At 62.1% G+C, this 15,775-nt stretch carries 11 protein-coding genes; 10 read left to right on the top strand and 1 reads right to left on the bottom strand.

Annotation, left to right across the window (positions count from 1 at the left end):
• The first annotated feature begins 400 nt into the window (after window positions 1-400).
• The 9 genes from PCO31110_RS06910 (at window position 401) to PCO31110_RS06870 (ending at window position 13,409) form a co-directional block, all read left to right on the top strand.
• A complete protein-coding gene (locus PCO31110_RS06910) occupies window positions 401-973 on the top strand; it encodes an HdeD family acid-resistance protein (RefSeq protein ID WP_150689988.1) in 573 nt (190 codons plus the stop codon).
• Window positions 974-1,090: 117 nt separating this feature from the next.
• A complete protein-coding gene (gene dps, locus PCO31110_RS06905; protein ID WP_010808020.1) occupies window positions 1,091-1,576 on the top strand; it encodes a DNA starvation/stationary phase protection protein Dps in 486 nt (161 codons plus the stop codon).
• A 140-nt stretch (window positions 1,577-1,716) separates the two neighbouring features.
• The gene (locus tag PCO31110_RS06900) at window positions 1,717-4,422 is read left to right on the top strand and encodes a bifunctional acetate--CoA ligase family protein/GNAT family N-acetyltransferase (protein ID WP_150689987.1); all 2,706 of its coding nucleotides are present in this window, start codon (window positions 1,717-1,719) and stop codon (window positions 4,420-4,422) included.
• Between the two features lie 75 nt (window positions 4,423-4,497).
• On the top strand, window positions 4,498-5,475 hold the full coding sequence (gene corA, locus PCO31110_RS06895) for a magnesium/cobalt transporter CorA (protein WP_010808018.1): 978 nt from the start codon (window positions 4,498-4,500) through the stop codon (window positions 5,473-5,475).
• A 250-nt stretch (window positions 5,476-5,725) separates the two neighbouring features.
• Entirely contained in the window at window positions 5,726-7,033 is a 1,308-nt protein-coding gene (locus PCO31110_RS06890; RefSeq protein WP_150689986.1) for a CaiB/BaiF CoA transferase family protein, read from the top strand.
• Between the two features lie 240 nt (window positions 7,034-7,273).
• The gene (locus tag PCO31110_RS06885; protein ID WP_010808016.1) at window positions 7,274-8,119 is read left to right on the top strand and encodes a sulfite exporter TauE/SafE family protein; all 846 of its coding nucleotides are present in this window, start codon (window positions 7,274-7,276) and stop codon (window positions 8,117-8,119) included.
• 533 nt (window positions 8,120-8,652) lie between these two features.
• Window positions 8,653-9,102, top strand: a complete 450-nt coding sequence (locus PCO31110_RS06880; protein ID WP_150689985.1) for a hypothetical protein — start codon at window positions 8,653-8,655, stop codon at window positions 9,100-9,102.
• Between the two features lie 222 nt (window positions 9,103-9,324).
• Entirely contained in the window at window positions 9,325-9,999 is a 675-nt protein-coding gene (locus PCO31110_RS06875) for a response regulator (RefSeq protein ID WP_010808014.1), read from the top strand.
• 44 nt (window positions 10,000-10,043) lie between these two features.
• A complete protein-coding gene (locus PCO31110_RS06870; protein WP_036662447.1) occupies window positions 10,044-13,409 on the top strand; it encodes an ATP-binding protein in 3,366 nt (1,121 codons plus the stop codon).
• A 25-nt stretch (window positions 13,410-13,434) separates the two neighbouring features.
• Here the strand turns inward: PCO31110_RS06870 and PCO31110_RS06865 are convergent, their stop codons facing one another.
• The gene (locus PCO31110_RS06865; protein WP_010808012.1) at window positions 13,435-14,340 is read right to left on the bottom strand and encodes a LysR family transcriptional regulator; all 906 of its coding nucleotides are present in this window, start codon (window positions 14,338-14,340) and stop codon (window positions 13,435-13,437) included.
• A gap of 113 nt (window positions 14,341-14,453) precedes the next feature.
• Here PCO31110_RS06865 and hmgA point away from each other — a divergent pair, with 113 nt between their 5' ends.
• Window positions 14,454-15,773 carry a homogentisate 1,2-dioxygenase gene (gene hmgA, locus PCO31110_RS06860; protein WP_150689984.1) on the top strand — a complete coding sequence of 440 codons (1,320 nt, stop codon included), beginning with the start codon at window positions 14,454-14,456 and terminating at the stop codon, window positions 15,771-15,773.
• Window positions 15,774-15,775: the final 2 nt, after the last annotated feature.

The raw sequence follows: 15,775 nt of genomic DNA, 5'->3' as shown, positions 1-15,775 counted from the left end.
TTTCGGAATCTTCCTATTGATTTGCCGGGGTGCCGCCCGTCGAGTGTCGCTGACATACGCGCAAAGCGCATGCTTTGTGATCACGCAGTGCGCATGATGACGTGAATTGGCGGCGGTAATGCCGGACGTCGCACGTCGCATGCGACCGAGTGGTGTAGTCCCGGACGGTCAACCTGGCGCAGATTTCGATGAGAACGGCAGGAGAAACGCGAAGCGGTGTGATGTCAATCAAAGTGCGTGTCGATGGCACAAGCAATCGCACATATTTCACTTGATCTCGCAACAATGCAGTCTCTAGAATGGCTTCCAGAAGCGCACCGAGCGCCAGTCACGCCATTCGTGTGATAGGACGGTCGTCGCGCGTGTTCGCTACCTGCGGATATTTCACGAGAGGGATGTCATGCTCAGACTTCTGTCGAAATACTGGTGGTTGCTGGTGTTGCGCGGCGTGCTGGCCGTGATTTTCGGCATCGCGGCGTTTGCGCTGCCCGGCGTGACGATTGCGGTGCTAGTGCTGTGTTTCGGTGCGTTTTCATTCGTCGACGGTATTTTCTCGCTCGGTGGCGCATGGGGTGCGCGCAAGGAGCATGCCGACTGGTGGCTCCCGCTGTTGCAAGGCATTGCGGGCATCGTCATCGGTGTCCTCACTTATCTCAACCCGGCGTTGACCGCCGTTGCGTTGCTTATCTATATCGTGGCCTGGAGTTTTGTTACCGGCGTGTTGCAGGTGGCCGCCGGCATCGCGTTGCGTCGCGAGGTTGAGGGCGAACTGTGGGTCATTCTCTCCGGTGTGTTCAGCATCCTGTTTGCCATCTTCATCATGTGGCAACCGGGCGCGGGGGCGCTCGCGCTCATCTGGGCCATCGGGTCGTGGGCCATCATCTGGGGCGTCTTGCTTGTGGTGGCAGGTTTCAAGTTGCGGGGCGTCACGCACGGCGCATCGCAGGCACCCTCGGGACATCTGCGGTCGTAGTCTGGCCGCGGTGCCGAGTCTTGCTCGTTTCCCTTCGTCCGCGCGGGCGTGTGTCACGCCCGGTGCCGACGGCTTTTCCCCGGCAGCCTGCGGGTTGCCAGACGTCAGGAGTATCAAATGGCTCTGAACCATACGCGTAACACCCTCGGTGAGAAGATCCGCATCGAATCGGTCAACCTGCTCAATCGCGGATTGGTCAACGGCATCGACGTTCAACGTCAGGCCAAGCAGGCGCACTGGAACGTCCATGGCCCGAGCTTCATCGCGCTGCACCTGTTGTTCGACGAGGTCTACGACGCCGCCATCGAGTGGACCGATCTTTGTGCAGAACGTCTCGTGGCGCTGGGCGGTGTGGCCGACGGTCGCGTGCAGACCGTGGCCAAGAAGACCGAGCTGGCCCCCTATGAGAATGAGTTCAAACGCGGTCTCGACCACGTCGCCGCACTCGCCTCGGCACTCGCGGCGTACGGCGAAATCATTCGTGGCCTGATCGACGCATCGGCCAAGGTCGAGGACCCGACCACGTCGGATCTCTTCACGGAAATCTCGCGCGGCGTCGACCTGTATCTTTGGAAGGTCGAAGCCCACCTGCGAGGCGAATGATCGAGATATCTGCGGGCGCCCGTCCGGGTGCCCGCTCGCCTTGCCGCTAGTACGATCCACCTGGCGACAATGAACGCGCGCGCCTGCCATGTCCGGTGCGCGCGTTTGCGCGCCTTCCTCTCGCCCCTGCCGGAGTCGCCATGACCACCCGTAATCTGAGCCAGATGTTTCTGCCGAAATCGGTCGCCGTGATCGGCGCGTCCAATCGCGAGCGACGCGTGGGTACGACTGTGCTGCAAAACGTCATCGACGGGGGCTTCAAGGGCGATATTTATCCGGTCAATCCGAAATACTCGACGCTCGCGAATCTCCGCTGCTATCGCGACATCGCCTCGCTACCGCAAGCCCCCGATCTTGCCGTGATCTGCACGCCACCGGCGACGGTGCCCGATCTCATCAGCGAACTCGGCGAGCGTGGCACGCGCGCCGTGGTGGTGCTGACCTCCGGGCTCGCGCGTGAGCGCGATCGTCAGGGCGTGACGTTGCAGGAGCGCATGCTCAAGAATGCCAAGCCTTACGTGCTTCGGATTCTCGGCCCGAATTGTATCGGACTGCTGAGTCCCTGTATCGGATTGAATGCCAGCTTCGCGCACATGGGCGCGCGCGCGGGCAAGCTCGCGTTCGTATCACAATCGGGCGCACTCACCACGGCCGTGCTCGACTGGGCCGACGCCCGTGAGATCGGCTTCTCGCATTTCGTTTCTCTGGGCGACAGTGCGGACGTGGACTTCGGCGACATGCTCGACTATCTGGCGAGCGATCCCGGCACGGACGCCATCCTGATGTACATGGAATCGATTCGCGACGCGCGTAAATTCATGTCCGCCGCACGCTCGGCGGCGCGCAACAAGCCCGTGGTCGTCATCAAGTCCGGGCGTGTGCCTGAGGGGGCGCAGGCGGCGGCCTCGCACACGGGGGCGCTGGCCGGTTCGGACGACGTCTATGACGCGGCAATTCGTCGTGCTGGCATGTTGCGCGTGGATACGACGGATGAGTTGTTTGCCGCGGTCGAGACGCTCGCACGGCTACGCCCGTTCTTCGGCGACAAGCTGTCGATCATGACCAACGGCGGCGGTGCCGGGGTGATGGCGACCGACGCGCTCGTGCTCGATGGCGGCAAGCTCGCCCATCTGAGCGAGCACACGCGAGACGCCCTCGATGCCGTGTTGCCCAAGACGCTCGGCCGCGTCAACCCGGTGGACATCGGTGGCGATGCGGATCTCGAACGTTACACGGCCACGCTGGCGGCGTTGTGCGAAGACCCTGAGACGGCGGCCGTGCTGTTCATTCAGGCTCCCACGGCGGTCATGCCGAGCCTGGACGTGGCGAACGCCCTTGCCGCGCTGCCCAAGCCGTCGAAGAACGTATTCACCTGCTGGCTGGGCGGCGAGACGGCCGAGCGCGCACGCCGCATCTGCCGGGAGGCTGGGCTACCGACGTACGACACGCCGGAGAATGCCGCGCGGGCGTTTCTCGAGGCCGTCAACTATCGTCGCAACCAGTCGCTGCTGATGGAAACGCCGCCGTCTATTCCGCCGGGTTTTGCGCCTGACGTGGCGCGTGTGCGCGCCATCATCGAGAGTGCGATGCGCGAGGGGAGGGCGTTGCTCTCCGAGCCCGAGGCAAAGGGCGTGCTGGCGGCGTATGGCATTCCGGTGGTCGAGACGCTCGTCGCGCAAACGCCGGAGCAGGCGGGGGAGTTGGCGCAAGGCATAGGCTTCCCGGTCGCCGTCAAACTGATTTCACCGGACATCACGCATAAGTCGGACGTCGGCGGCGTGGTGCTCAATATTGAAACGGCCGAGCAGGCGCGCGAGGCGGCGTGCCAGATTCACAAACGCGCACTGGCAGCGAGACCGGATGCGCGCGTGACCGGTTATTCGGTGCAGCGCATGGCCAATGGGGCCGAGGCGTTCGAGTTGATCGTGGGTGTGGCGACCGATAGCGTGTTCGGCCCGATACTGTTGTTCGGTCAGGGCGGGACCGCCGTCGAAGTCATCGCCGATCGCACCATCGGTCTGCCGCCGCTGAACCTGAACCTTGCGCGCGATATGGTGGCGCGTGCGCGCGTGTCGAAGTTGCTCGCGGGCTATCGCAACCGGCCGGCTGCCGATCACGAGGCGATCTACCTCACGCTCGTCAAACTCTCGCAACTCGTGTGCGACGTGCCCGAGATCGCCGAACTGGACATCAATCCATTGTTCGCCGACGCCCAAGGGGTACTCGCGCTCGACGCCCGCATCGTGGCGCGGGCACCCGCATTGCCGGGGCATGGGCGTCTGGCGATCCGCCCGTATCCGCAGGAACTCGAAAGCACGGTCGATGCCGGGGGCAAGCCGGTACGCGTGCGTCCGATCCGGCCGGAGGACGAACCTGCGTACAACGCGTTCTTCCACACCCTCACGCCGCAGGACGTGCAGTTCCGCTATTTCGGTCTGATCAAGGACCTGTCACATTCGCAGATGGCGCGCGTCACGCAGATCGACTATGACCGCGCGATGACGTTCGTCGCCACGGAAAAGGACGAAGCGGGCAATACGCGCCTGCTCGGCGTGGTGCAGGCGCTGGCAGATCCCGACAATACGCTGGCCGAATTTTCGGTGACGGTCAGCCCGGCAGCGCAGGGGCGCGGTCTCGGACGGGCGCTCATGGAACACATCATCGACTACAGCCGCAAGCGCGGAACCGGGGAACTCATCGGCTATGTGCTCACGGCAAATGCGCGTATGCTGACACTCGCTCGTCATCTCGGATTTGTCGAAGACAAGGAAATGGAGGCGGGCGTTCTTCATATCCGGCTGCCGCTGCAACAGACGGCGCAGGCGCAGGAGGCGCGCAGGGGGTGACGGTACTTGGCCGGCACGTCCCGACCCTCGTGCTCGCGCCCGAGGGCAGGGCGGCCGCCTCGAACAGGAAGACGAATGCTAGTGAATTGCGTGGCCTATGAGGATGGCCGCAAGATTGCCGACCTGAACCCCGATGAAATCTCGGATTATCTCGAACGCCCCCGTTGCTTCGTCTGGGTGGCGCTCAAGGACCCCGGTCCAGGCGAACTCGCGCAGATGCAGCATGAATTCGGCCTGCACGATCTCGCCGTCGAAGATGCGCAGCACGGCCACCAGCGTCCGAAAATCGAGCAGTACGGCGACTCGCTTTTCGCCGTGTTGCATGTGCTGAACAAGGACGCCGAAGGCGATTTCTCGATCGGCGAAGTGGCGATTTTCGCGGGGCACAATTACGTGCTGTCGGTGCGCTCGAACGCCACGCAAGGGCTTGGTATCGTGCGGGCGCGTGCAGAAAGGGAGCCGCTGCTGTTGCGTCAGGGCCCGATCTTCGTGCTCTATGCGCTCATGGACGCCATCGTCGACAGCTACTTCCCTGTGCTCGACGACCTCGAAGCACAACTCGAATCGATCGAAGCGCAAATCTTCAAGCCGAACGAACCCTCGAAGGGACGGGCGATCATCGAGGATCTCTATCAGCTCAAGCGCCGGCTCATCACACTACAGCACGCTTGCGTGCCGCTGATGGAGGCCGTGAGCAAGCTGTTCGGTGCGATGGCCCCCAAGCTGTGCGGTGGCATGCAGGAGTACTTCCGCGATGTGTTCGACCACCTTCAGCGCATTACGAAGAACATCGATTTGTTGCGCGAAATGGTCACGACCGCGCTGTCGGTCAATCTGGGGATGATCTCGCTCTCGGAGAACGAGACGACCAAGCGGCTCGGGTCGTTCGCCGCACTCTTCGCCGTGCCAACGATGATCGCCGGGATCTACGGCATGAACTTTGCCGATATCCCCGAGCTGAAATTCCAATATGGCTACCCGGTGTGCGTTGCGGTGATGATCCTCATCGATTCGCTGCTGTTCCTGAAATTCCGCAAGGCCGGCTGGTTATGACGTACAGCGCGATGTAAGGTCTGTGGGAAGACGTTTCATCGCGCTGAAGCCCAGTTTCTCTATCGGGTGCATGTCCTGAGGGCGCCGTCCGAAGGCCTGTTGTCCGGTGGCAACGGGGGGGCGGGCCGAACTGCCATTTTTCGCAGTGACCGGCGTCGAATGATTGCTCTAGAATGCCCCAATACCGCGCCAGACGGTTGCCAAAGCTTGAAGAATTACAACAAATGCCAGGCACATTAGGGGTCAGACATTGAACGCACCACTCTCGGGGATCCGCGTCATTGAATTCTGTCGTGGCGCGGCAGGTGCCTATTGCGGCTTGTTGCTGGCTGACATGGGCGCGGACGTCATTCTGGTCGACGACCCTGTCGACGACATCGTCAACGATAGCGCCAGCACGCCGGGAGAGCCGGCGCGGTTGGGCTTGCGGCGCAATAAGCGCTCCGTTGCACTCGATTTGCTCACCCTTGAAGGCCGTAGCCTCGCCCATACGCTGGTGCGCGGGGCGGACGTCGTCATCGAATGTCTGCCATCAGGCATGCTCGCGCGCGCGGGGCTGGGATACGACGCGTTGGCGGACGTGCAGCCCCATCTGGTCTACGTATCGATCTCTGCATTCGGTCAGGACGGGCCGCGCGCTTCGGCGCAGCCTGGTGTGCCGGCACTTGAAGCCTTGCGGGGCATGCTGGGCGTTGCGCCGAGTGGTCTCGAGCCGCCACGCGACTTGCCTGTGGCCGATCTGGCTGCGGGGCTCTACGCGGCGTTTTCCGTGTCGGCAGCGCTGGTCGCTGCCAAGCGGCAGGGCCGCGGGGTGCATATCGACGTGCCGATGCTCGGCGCAACACTCGCCATTGCCGCACTGCGTGCGGGAGACGAAGGCGCTCAGGCTGCGCACCGGGCCGGTTTGGTGCCTGCGGCGGGTTTGGCGATGGATACGGAGCCGGATACGGAGCCGAGGCTGACGGACGGACTTTCCCGGCACGGTCCGGCGCAGGCCGCAGGGCATGGCATGTTGTCGCCACTTGCGTCAGGCGACGATGGGGCGCGCTTCGGCGGATCCGTAGCACCGTGGCCGACGTTCCGGGCCAGAGACAGCTATTTCGGCATGGATCTGGACGGGCAGGCCCATTGGCGTGCCATCTGTGCGCTGGTGCATCGCGTCGATTTGCTCGACGATCCGAGATTTACTAACGCTCGCGAGCGAGCCCGGCATCAGGCTGCGCTGCGCGATGTGCTTGAGGCGGTGTTCGTGCTCGAAGATCGCGGGGTCTGGCTTGCCCGGCTAGTCGCCGTCGGCGTGCCGTGTACGGCGATCAGCACCTATTCCCGTGTGCTTGCCGACCCGCAGGTGGCCCATATGGGCTGGGTGCGGCCAATGGTGCTGCCTGGCGGTCTGGCGACACACACGATTGTCTCTCCCGTCCGGCTCAATGGCCAAAGTCCGGTCACGCACGTGGACCCGCCAGCGCCGGGGGCGCATACGGGCGATATTCTTGCCGAACTCTATGCTGGCGGCGCACCAGACGTTCCGGGTGCGAAGCCGGCGAAAAGTCGCTGATTCCCCCCGTTCCCCGATAATTTCATTGGCGGCGGCATTGTTCTGGCGTCGCTCCCTGTTGCCCGGCACTCTGGTGCCGGCCTCGTTGCTTTGTCGCGCTGCCCAACGCTCGCCTTTGCGCCCGATGGCCCCGCCGGGCGGGGCTTCTCTGTTATTTGTAATTTCTATATAATCCAGCGTCATAAGCATATGACTAATAGTGATTTGGATGACAAGTCACTTTCTGCCGGATTCCTGCCCATGTTTGCCGAACTCTCGAGTGCTTCGCCGATGGCCGCTTTGCTGGGCGCAGCGGTCGGTCTCGTATTGGGATTGACAGGCGCGGGTGGCGGGATTTTCGCTGTGCCCGCACTCGTCTTCGGCCTTGGATGGGGGGTGCCGCAAGCTGGACCGGTCGCCTTGCTCGCTGTAGGCGCAAGCGCTGCCGTCGGCAGTGCTCATGGCTTGCGTGCCGGACTCGTGCGCTACCGTGCCGCGATGCTGATGGCCGGCGTCGGCGTATGTGTTGCACCGCTCGGCACATGGATGGCGCACCGGTTGCCCGAGCGTTGGCTTGTGGGGCTCTTCGCTGTCGCCATGCTCATCGTTGCCGCACGTATGTATCGTGCGTCGCGCGGTGGGGGGGCAGGTAGGGCTGCCGGCAACGGAGAATCGGGCAACTGTCCGCCGTTGCCGCCGTGTCGCCTGAATCCCGCGACGGGGAGGTTGCACTGGACGCGGCGAGTCGCAGGCACGCTTGGCACGATCGGTGCGGTGTCGGGGTTCGCGTCCGGGCTGTTGGGTGTGGGCGGCGGATTCGTGATCGTCCCCGCGTTGCGGCGCTTCACCGATATCACGGTGCACGGCGTCGTGGCGACATCGCTTTTCGTCATCGCACTGATTTCTGCGGGAACCGTCGCCAACGCGTGGTGGAACGGCATGCACCCAGGTGCCCAGGGATGGATGTTCGTGGCAGGCGCCATCGTCGGCATGCTGCTCGGACGTGCTCTCGCACCGCGTCTTGCTGCATCGAAACTGCAGCAGCTTTTCTCAATGCTCATGGCTGCCGTCGCGCTCGGCATGTTTGCAAAAGCCTTTGGCGCCTGAAGTCTTGCGATAGCACCGGGACCGTCCCTGGGGCACTTACAGCGCTCTCAAGAATCTCCACGTCATCCGAGTGACGATCTGCATCCCGTGAATTTACGCGCCTTCTCGTGTATTGATGGCGGTTGACACGCGCGCGGCGTATTGAATGAATCTTTTGGTCATTCGTCTGTCCATTTAAACGTGGCATATGCGTGAGCAGTACGTAATTCGGGTTGTTCCCGCATAAAACCGCCGCATCTTGCGGGTGTCATGTGAGATGCACCAGGTAATCCGCCTAATTTGATCTAGGATATTTCCTATAAGCAGATCCAAAACGGCTGGATTTTGTAGATTTATCCTATATTCCTGCTGGTCGCAAAACGACGCGTGACGGAGATGTGTCACGCAGCGAGGCGAGTGACTTTGCATTGATGATCACGACACACGTTGACTCTCTTCCGTCTTTCTTATGCCGTTGCCTGAGCGTCAGGCAAGTCACGGGGCGGCGTGCCGGCGTCACTCTGGCAAACCTGAGCGGTGCTGTTGCAATCGCCTTGCTCACGGGGTGTAGCGAGTACAAGGCGACGGTGGCGGCATCGGGTGTGGCGAACGCGTCGGAAAATACCGGTGCGTCGCTCGCCGAGGCTGCACAAACGGTGACGCCGCCGCGTGAAGTCGAAGTGCGTATGCGGCCGGTGGCGGCGGCGGTCGCGATGAGCGGCACGCCGCAAGTCGGCCGCGTAGTCAGTGGGACGTATCGATGGATGGCGGATTGGCCCGAGACCGGTACGGTGCATCTTTGGGAAGCGGCGTCCGGGCCGACACGCATTCGTGTTGTTGGACGAGCCCGCGAAATGATGCCGTCGGCAGGGTTGCGCGGTGTGCGTATTCGTTACTGCGTCAAACCGGTCATCGGCGAGGGAACCTCGCGACTCACGGGACATAAGACGTGCTCTGCGTGGACGACGGTAGACAACCCAAGAGCGGCTGAGGTCGCGGGGTAACGATCGGCGCCGGTGGATCGACCCGGAGCGCGTGGTGCAGACGGCGATGTGTCGGATCGTCAGGTCCTGCAAAGGTCGCACAGTAACAAACGAGGTCACGCTTTCTTGACCAACGCGTGTGTCGACTCGACGCACATTCCTCTTTTGGGAAGCCATGACGCGTAGACACGGCGAAGGATCGCGCGCGCCCACGGCTGACTTCTTTTAAAAGGATTCTGCAAAATGATGGTAAAAATTCTTATCGCGGATGATCACCCGATCATCGCCTCCACGCTGCGTGAAATGCTCTCGCCGGACCCCGGCTTTCACGTGCTGCCCCCCGTTACCAACTCGACGGAACTCTTCAAGGCACTGGAGACCAATTCGGTCGATGTGCTGATTACCGACTACTGCATGCCTGGCGGCACCTTCGGTGACGGTCTGGTCATGATCAACCGCGTGCGCCGCAAATATCCGGACGTAAAGATCATCGTGTTCACGTCGATCGAACAACCGGCCATCATCCACGCGCTCGACAGTTGTGGCGTGCTGGGGGTGATGACCAAGTCCGACGATCTGCGCGAAATCACCGTGTGCGTGGAGCGTTGCCGACGCGGCATGAGCTATCGCGGCGGGCGGGCCGAACAGATTCTCGAAGAGCAGATGCGCCGCAAACCGACGGCGCGCCGTCCGCTGTCTCCGAAGGAAATGGAAGTATTGCGTATGTATCTGGACGGCCTGAACGTGTCGCAGATTGCCGACGCACTCAAGCGTTCCGCCAAGACCATCAATAATCAGAAGCGGATGGCGATGAGCAAGCTCGGTTGCCGCACCGACATGGAGTTGTTCAAACTCCACGTATCGAGCCCCGTACAGTTTTCGCGCGACGGCGAAGTCGAAGCGCCGAGTGCTGCCTGAATTCATCTCGATACCGGACGCCGGAGCCTATGACCGACAGAACGATGACGCGTGACATCGCGATTGCCGGCCGCCTGCTCCGTAGCGGCGGCCTGTTGGCATTGCTTTTCGGCTTGTCTGTCTGGGCTGCGGCAGTTTCCTACGGGTTGTTCGGCATGGTCTGGCAAGGTGCCCAGAAGACGTCGGCCTTTTTTTCGACCGTTGGCCATGAGGTTCGCGACGTCGAGATTTTCAACGAGCAGGCCAGCACCATGGCGCAAGCCACGCTGGCGAGTTCGGTTCGCCCCGGTGGCGTTACGGAATCGCTCACCGATCGAATTCTGAAGCCGCTCCTCGCGATGCCTGTCGGCACCGCAAAGCGTGTTTCCGGCGCAGGATGGGACGACGAATTCCAGATCGTCAAATTGGCGAATATCCCACCCGAGCGTGCCGAGGTATTGGCGCGACTCTCGCTCCGGCTCATGAATCTCGACGCCAATTTCTGGAGCGCACTCGGCGGCCAGGACGAAACCTTCATCCTCTCTGCGGACGGCGCTTTTGCCGCGTATCGGACGGCCACCGACATGCCGTCCATCAGCGCTGAAGGTCTCGCGCAAGACGCGCAGACGATGCTCTCCGAGATCAACAAGGTCGAGCGTTACGCGGCGCGCGTGCACGCCGGCAATGAGGGGCCGTTCTGGACCTACAACTACGAAAATCTCATCACGCACTCGACAGTCGTTTCGAGCTTCGTGCCGATCCGCGATCTCGATGGACATCTCATGCTCTATGTCGGCACCAGCATGGCGCCCGACAGGATCATCCCCCCTCGCCTGCGAACGTTGGAGCACACGGGCGAAGCACTCCAACTGGTGTCGCCCGACGGTTTCGTCGTGGCGAGCGCCGGTGCGCCGCTCTCACCATTGGGGCATCTGCGTACCCTCGTGACATTGCCGATGTTTGGCGATGCGCAAATGGTCTTGCGCTACGACGGCGAGCGCGTGGTCTTCGAGCGCCATCTCGCTTCGTCCCCGTGGTACGTGCGCTATGCCGTACGGCCGATCGACCTGCTGCAGCAAAGTGCCTCGCTATTGATCGGCGCCACGTTGCTGCTGCTTCTCTATGCGGCCGGGATCTTCGCGGGAATGCGCTACATGCGTCAGCGCATTATCGAACCTGCAAGTCGGCGTACGACGGCAATTCTTGAGCGGGACGCCTTCACGCAAACGCTGATCGAGACGGCGCCCGTCGGCATGGCGATCATCGATCCGTTCGAGCCGGCCGTGGTCATGAGCAATCCGGCGTACGCCGGCACTGTCGATCTGCTACGGCAATTGGGCGACGGCGAGTTGGCACGTATGTACCGGCAATTGCACAGCGGCGTGGTTGTGCGTCCGGTGCGGCGCTTGCTGAGTGCGCTCGATGACGCCGGCGAGCGCCACTATGCGGTGAGCCTCGTTGATACGGTCTTTCGCGAGCAGCCGGTGCTGATCTGCACGCTGTCCGATGTCACCGAGCAACGGCGCTTTGAGCTTGAGCAACGCAAGGCGCGCCTTGCTGCCGAGAATGCCAACCGTGCCAAGGATGTCTTCCTGACGACGGTAAGCCACGAAATGCGTACGCCGCTGTATGGAACTCTGGCGTCGATCGAACTGTTGAGCGCCCAGAATCTGGGCGACGAACATCGCTATTACGTTGATGTGATGGAAAGCTCGACGCGTAATCTGCTCGATCTCATCAACGATCTGCTCGACTATTCGCGGATTCAGGTGGGTCGTTTCGAGTTGAATTCCCGCGATTGCTCACTCCTCAAGGAACTTGAAGCGGTTGGCCTGTCGTTCACGGGGCGTGCGCGATTGCAGGGACTCACGCTCGACTGGATGATCGACCCGCAACTCGCTCGTGCAGTGCATACCGACGCCCTGCGACTGGGGCAAGTTGTGACGAATCTCGTCGGCAACGCCATCAAGTTCACTGAGAAAGGCCACGTTGCCTTCAGTGCGATGGTCACGCACGTTGACACGCAGGGCTGCGACGTGGTCTTTACGGTGAGCGATAGCGGTGTGGGGATTGCGGCGGCCGACCTGGCCGACTTGTTCCGGCCATTCGGCAAGAGCACCAATGAGACAGGCATGCAGCATGGCACCGGGCTGGGACTGGCGATTTCGCACCAGTTCGTCGGTATGCTCGGCGGGGTATTGCAGGTCGAGAGTCAGGCGGGGGCGGGCACCACGATGCGCTTCTCGCTTCATCTGCCCTGGACACCGGAAAGCGAGTCAACGTTGGCTTTCCCGACGGGAGAGACGTTCGCCTATGTCAGCGCGCTGGCTCGCCGTCATTGGTACCTCGACGCGCTGATCCGCCGGGCCGGCTACGAGCCTGTCAGGTATGACGACGCCGTGGCATGGTCCTCCGGTAGCGGTCGCGTGCAGGATGCTGGCTTGCTCATGTTCGCCGATGAGTGGCCGGTACGCGGCATGGCGGGGGCAGAGGTCTATCTGCTGCGTGCGACCCCCGTCGATCGCTTGGCCGGCAGCACGTCCGCCTGGCCCCGCGACATTGCATTGTTCCAGCAGGCGGAACTTTGGGACGCCCTTGGTACAGTGCCGTCGGCGGGGCATGGTGAGAGCGAACTTCCGGCAACGGCGAGTGCGCGTACGCGTGTCAAACCGCTGGCGGGTTGGTACGTGCTCGTGGCGGACGATCATCCGATCAGCGGTATGTTGCTGTCGCGCCAGTTGGAAGGGCTCGGGGCGATGGTCGATTGTTACCACGATCCGCGTGAGGCGTTGGAGGCGTTCGACGCGGAATCGCACATGCTGGTAATCACCGACGCCAACATGCCGCATCTCTCCGGGCATGCGCTGGCGACGGAAATCAAGGCACATGCCCCTCATGTGCCGGTGGTGGTGGCGACGGCCGATGTCACGTTGCGTCACGACCGCGAGGCGAATTCCCCGTTCGATGCCGTCGTCTACAAGCCTGTCGATGCGCGTTCGCTGTTGCGTGTCATTGAACTGGTCCGAACCCGATATCCGTCGCTTTGCATCGAAATCGCGCCGCTACCTGCGTCATCGCATCTGATTGAAGGCGCGTCCAAGGCATTGCCCGAAACGGCGTCGACGAAGGACTGGCATTTACCGCTTCCGGAGATGTTCGATACGTTCGTCAAGATTGCAGATCAGGACATCGCGAATTGCCGGGCTGCGCTTGCCGAACAGTCGCGCGAGACGTTGCGTCACTCGGCGCATCGATTGCGCGGCGGGTTCATGGCATTCGGCCTGAGTCCGCTGGCATCGCTCGCGGCGCAGGTGGAGCATCTGGCGCCCCAGGCATCTGCGGGACAGATGGAAGCCGCGTTCGACGCGCTCGACGCTGCGTGGAATGACTGGCTGCGCTCCCAAGGGCAGGCCATCGTTAGCGACGCCTGATCGCGGGGGCAGCCGCTTCCCCTCGCTACTCGACGAAATGTTCCGATATCAACTGGCGCAGCCATTGGTTCCCGGCGTCCTGGTGATAGCGCCGGTGCCAGAACACATTCGTTTGCAGCGCGGGGAGGCGAAGCGGCGGGGTGACGAACCGCAGCCCGAACGGTGCGGCCGCGCGTTCGGCAAACTTCTGCGGCACGGTGACCACCAGATCATTGGCGCTCACGATATACGGCACAGCGATGAAGTGGGGGACCCAGAAGTTCGCGTCAGCGCCGAAGCCCGCCTGCGCGAGCAGTTGATTGACGCGCGCATATGGGTTGTCGCCGGTGGCAACAAACAGGTGGCGTGCCGCCTGAAACTCGGCCAGTCCGGCATGGGGCATGTCGAGCGCATGTCCGATGCGGAACATGCTCACATATTGCTGATTGAACAGCCGGCGCTGAAAGAATGGCCCAGTGAGATCGTCGAAAGCCCCCACCGCAAGGTCAATGCGTCCCGCTGCCATCGCCTCCTTCAGGTCGGGTAGCGTTGCGCGCACCGTGTTGAGACGTACACCGGGGGCCAGCCGCGTGCAAAGATCGACGAGCACGGGCATGAAGTACACCTCCCCGACATCCGTCATGGCCAACGTAAATTCGCGCTGACTGCTTGCAGGATCGAACGCCTCGCGGTGATTGATTGCCCGGGAAATGCCGGCAAGGGCAGCAGACACCGGCTCTGCAAGCGCCTCGGCAAAGGGTGTAGGTTGCATCCCCGTGCCGGTGCGCGTGAATAGTTCGTCTTCGAACGTTTGCCGCAGGCGGGCCAATCCGTTACTCACGGCAGGTTGGGACAAGCCCAACTCCCGCGCCGCTTGAGAAATGCTCCGATGCGTGAGCACAGCATGAAAGACGACCAGCAGGTTCAAATCGACGTCGCGTAAGGAAATCATGAGGCGGCGGTATTATTTGTATTGTGAATATAGTAGATTTGTCTATTTATATCGCAAAATGTGGTCGCTTGTCGGACAATGATTCCATTCGAAATCAGGAGACGAGGCCATTCATGCGCCAAGCAGACCAAATTCAGGGGGAATTGGGCTATCTGTCCGGTTTTGCCAACGAGTTCGCGACCGAGGCGTTGCCCGGCGCGCTGCCTATCGGGCAGAACTCGCCGCAACGTGCGCCGTACGGCCTCTATGCGGAACAACTCTCGGGTACGGCGTTCACGGCACCGCGCGGGCATAACCGCCGCTCGTGGGTGTATCGCATTCGTCCCGCCGCCATGCACAAGCCGTTTACCGCCGTCGAGCAGTCGCGTTGGCTGAGCCGTTTCGACGACGTGCCCACGCCGCCGAACCAGATGCGTTGGGACCCGCTGCCGATGCCGGATGTGCCAACGGATTTCGTCGACGGGATGGTCACGATGGCGGGCAACGGCAGCCCGGACGCCGCGCGTGGTTGCGGCATTCATCTGTACGCAGCCAACAAGTCGATGGAAGGCCGCTTTTTCTACGACGCCGACGGCGAACTGCTGATCGTGCCTCAGGAAGGGCGTTTGCGCATCGCGACGGAATTCGGCGTGCTTGACGTTGAGCCCTATGAAATCGTCGTGCTGCCGCGTGGCGTGCGCTTCCGTGTCACGCTGCTCGATGGTTGCGCGCGTGGCTACGTCTGCGAGAACTATGGCGCGTTGTTCCGTCTGCCGGATCTGGGCCCTATTGGCTCGAACGGCCTTGCGAATCCGCGCGACTTCCTCACACCGGTTGCGGCCTATGAGGATGTCGAAGGCGATTTTGAACTGGTGGCGAAATTCGCTGGTGCGTTGTGGCGCGCCGATATCGGTCACTCGCCTCTGGACATCGTGGCGTGGCACGGCAACTACGCGCCGTACAAGTACGATCTGCGCCGCTTCAACACGATCGGATCGATCAGTTACGACCATCCGGATCCGTCGATCTTCCTGGTGTTGCAATCGCAGAGCAATGCGCCGGGCGTGGACGACATTGACTTCGTGATCTTCCCGCCGCGTTGGCTGGCGATGGAAAATTCGTTCCGTCCGCCATGGTTCCACCGCAATATCGCCAGTGAGTTCATGGGCCTCATTCACGGCGTGTACGACGCCAAGGCCGAGGGTTTCGTGCCGGGCGGCGCGAGTCTGCACAACTGCATGTCGGGGCATGGTCCCGATGCGGACACGTTCGAGAAAGCCTCTGCGGCCGACACGAGCAAGCCGCATAAGGTCGACGCGACGATGGCCTTCATGTTCGAGACGCCTGCGGTCATTCGTCCGACGCGCTTCGCGCTGGAGACCAAGCAATTGCAGGACAACTACTACACTTGCTGGCAAGGTCTGAAGAAGCACTTCAATCCGAACCGGAAGTAAGC

This window comes from Pandoraea communis, from assembly GCF_902459745.1.
GTDB classification, from domain to species: Bacteria; Pseudomonadota; Gammaproteobacteria; order Burkholderiales; family Burkholderiaceae; genus Pandoraea; species Pandoraea communis.
This window is presented reverse-complemented; position numbering and strand designations above follow the sequence as displayed.

What these genes read in the sequence shown, in the direction of transcription:
- dps (WP_010808020.1), top strand. Translation starts at nt 1,091, where the DNA reads ATGGCTCTGAACCATACGCGTAACACCCTCGGTGAGAAGATCCGCATC.
- PCO31110_RS06910 (WP_150689988.1), top strand. Translation starts at nt 401, where the DNA reads ATGCTCAGACTTCTGTCGAAATACTGGTGGTTGCTGGTGTTGCGCGGC.
- corA (WP_010808018.1), top strand. Translation starts at nt 4,498, where the DNA reads ATGCTAGTGAATTGCGTGGCCTATGAGGATGGCCGCAAGATTGCCGAC.
- PCO31110_RS06885 (WP_010808016.1), top strand. Translation starts at nt 7,274, where the DNA reads ATGTTTGCCGAACTCTCGAGTGCTTCGCCGATGGCCGCTTTGCTGGGC.
- PCO31110_RS06900 (WP_150689987.1), top strand. Translation starts at nt 1,717, where the DNA reads ATGACCACCCGTAATCTGAGCCAGATGTTTCTGCCGAAATCGGTCGCC.
- PCO31110_RS06875 (WP_010808014.1), top strand. Translation starts at nt 9,325, where the DNA reads ATGATGGTAAAAATTCTTATCGCGGATGATCACCCGATCATCGCCTCC.
- hmgA (WP_150689984.1), top strand. Translation starts at nt 14,454, where the DNA reads ATGCGCCAAGCAGACCAAATTCAGGGGGAATTGGGCTATCTGTCCGGT.
- PCO31110_RS06870 (WP_036662447.1), top strand. Translation starts at nt 10,044, where the DNA reads ATGACGCGTGACATCGCGATTGCCGGCCGCCTGCTCCGTAGCGGCGGC.
- PCO31110_RS06865 (WP_010808012.1), bottom strand. Translation starts at nt 14,340, where the DNA reads ATGATTTCCTTACGCGACGTCGATTTGAACCTGCTGGTCGTCTTTCAT.